We start from the raw sequence: 2,216 nt of genomic DNA on the forward strand, positions 1-2,216 counted from the left end.
ACTGCTTCGGCCTGCGCCTGCTCAACCGCCGCGGCTGCTTCCCCAAGTTCGATCTGTTTATCGAGCAGACCAAGGACATCTGGAAGGACATGCTCGATATCCGCAAGCGCTTCGAGCCGCGCGCCGAGGAGCTCGCCAAGAAGTACGCCCTGGCCCCCTACACCATGTTCATCGGCTCCGGCGCCCTGTGGGGCGAGACCATCCTGTTCTCGATGTGCATCCTCGAGGAGATGCAGTGGAAGCGCACCCGCTACATCACCTCGGCCGACTTCTTCCACGGCACCCTCGAACTCGTGGAGCCCGGCGTCCCCGTGTTCCTGTTCATGGGCGAGGACGAGAACCGCAAGCTCGACGAGCGCGTCCGCGCGTTCCTCAGCCGCGGCGTGACCGGCGACACCGACATCAACATCATCGACACCGCCGAGTTCGCGATCCCCGGCCTTGACGACGAGTTCCGCGTCATCGTCTCCCCGTGGATTCTGACGGTGCTCGTGACCGACCGCCTGGCTCGCTACTACGAGACGGTCACCAAGCACAACCTCAAGTATCGTCGCTACTATCACCAGTTCGACTACTAAAGAAAACGGGTGCGGGAACGTGCCGGGCTATTGAGAGGAACACAGAATGAGACAGTACATCATCGCCAGCCATGCGCACTTCGCTACCGGCATCAAGGAGAGCGTCGAGCTGCTCTCGGGCGCGCGCGACAACGTCCACGATCTTTCGATGTTCGTCGATGACCGCATGGACGTGGCCGAGGAGGCCCAAAAACTGCTGGCGGGCATGTCTGCCGACGACGATGTCGTTGTCTGCACCGACCTCTTTGGCGGCAGCGTCAACAACGAGTTCACCAAGATCGTCCAGACACGTCCCCGCACGTACCTCGTTACCAACATGAACCTTCCTCTGCTCATCCAGCTGCTGTTCTCTGAAGAGTCGGCGCCGGTTGAGGAGACGATTCGCACCATCGTCGCTGCGGACGATACGCGCGTGAAGTTTGTCAACGACCTGTTGGTCGATGACGACGAGGAGGAAGAGTTCTAATCCGCAGCACCTATTGACATGCCGTAAGACGGCGCAAGACCTTTGGGGGGTCACATTATGATTCAGCTACTTCGCGTTGACCATCGCCTGCTTCATGGCCAGGTCGCAGTTTCCTGGGTTCAGGGCCTTGGCTCCAACTGCATTTTCTGCGTGGGCGATAAGGTCGCCAACGACCCGGTGTGGAAGACGACACTCAAGATGGGCAAGCCTGCCGGCTGCAAGCTCGTCATTAAAGATATGGAGCATGCCATCGAAGCTATCAATTCGGGCGTGACTGACAAGTACAAGATGATCATCTGCGTCGCCACCATCGCTGAGGCAAAGCAGCTTGTTGAGGGCTGCCCGCAGATCAAGTCGGTCAACCTGGGCAACACCAAGCCGAAGGATGAGAAGCGCCCCGATGCTCGTCAGGTCTCTCGTCAGATCTTCCTGACCGCGGCCGAGGAAGCCGATGTGCGCGAGATGATGGATCGTGGCGTTGAGGTCGAGATCCGTCCTCTGGCCGATGACCCCAAGGTCGACTGCGCAAGCGTGCTCTAGGCGTTTGAATTCGAAGAGTCTGAGCTCTTCGTAGTGTCCTATTAGGAAAGGGGGATGTATGCTTACCCAAGCAATCCTCATCGGACTTATCGCCGCATTTGGTAAGTTCGACTGCCAGCTCGGTACGCTCTATGCGTTCCGTCCCATCGTCCTGTGCCCGCTCGTGGGCCTGGTCCTGGGGGACCTGCAGTCTGGTCTCGCGATCGGTGCGAGCCTGGAGCTGCTGTTCATGGGCTCGATCTCCATCGGCGCCTACGTGCCGCCTGATGAGACGATCGGCGGCGTGCTCGCCTGTGCGTTTGCCATTCAGCTCGGTCAGGGTACCGAGGCAGCCATCGCGCTTGCCATGCCCATCGCCACGCTGTGCCTTGCCATCAAGAACATCCTCAACGCCGCCCTGCCGATCCTGGTTGACCGCGCTGATGTCTTCTCCGGCCAGGGCAACCTTAAGGGTGTCTATGCGATGCACTTCCTGATCGGTTCCACCGGTGTCATCATGGCGTTCCTGCTGTGCTCGCTGTCGTTCTATCTGGGTGCTGACGCCATCCAGGGCATGCTCGACTTCATCCCGCCCTTTGTCCTTGCTGGCTTCGGCGTTGCCGCCAACATCCTGCCGGCCATGGGCTTCGCCA

The 2,216-nt window shown here is 59.8% G+C and carries 4 protein-coding genes; all 4 read left to right on the plus strand.

The window, feature by feature from the left end; genetic code table 11:
* The coding region (locus DW899_RS10325; RefSeq protein WP_369832253.1) for an SIS domain-containing protein at nt 1–578 on the plus strand (578 nt) is incomplete at its 5' end.
* A gap of 46 nt (nt 579–624) precedes the next feature.
* Nucleotides 625–1,044, plus strand: coding sequence for a PTS sugar transporter subunit IIA (locus tag DW899_RS10330; protein WP_117801060.1), 420 nt, complete (start codon nt 625–627; stop codon nt 1,042–1,044).
* 57 nt (nt 1,045–1,101) lie between these two features.
* Nucleotides 1,102–1,584, plus strand: coding sequence for a PTS sugar transporter subunit IIB (locus DW899_RS10335; RefSeq protein ID WP_117801063.1), 483 nt, complete (start codon nt 1,102–1,104; stop codon nt 1,582–1,584).
* 58 nt (nt 1,585–1,642) lie between these two features.
* Nucleotides 1,643–2,216: PTS sugar transporter subunit IIC (locus DW899_RS10340; protein ID WP_147349752.1), on the plus strand; the 574-nt coding region annotated here is incomplete at its 3' end.

This window comes from Collinsella sp. AM41-2BH (assembly GCF_003468085.1).
In the GTDB taxonomy this organism is placed as follows: Bacteria; Actinomycetota; Coriobacteriia; order Coriobacteriales; family Coriobacteriaceae; genus Collinsella.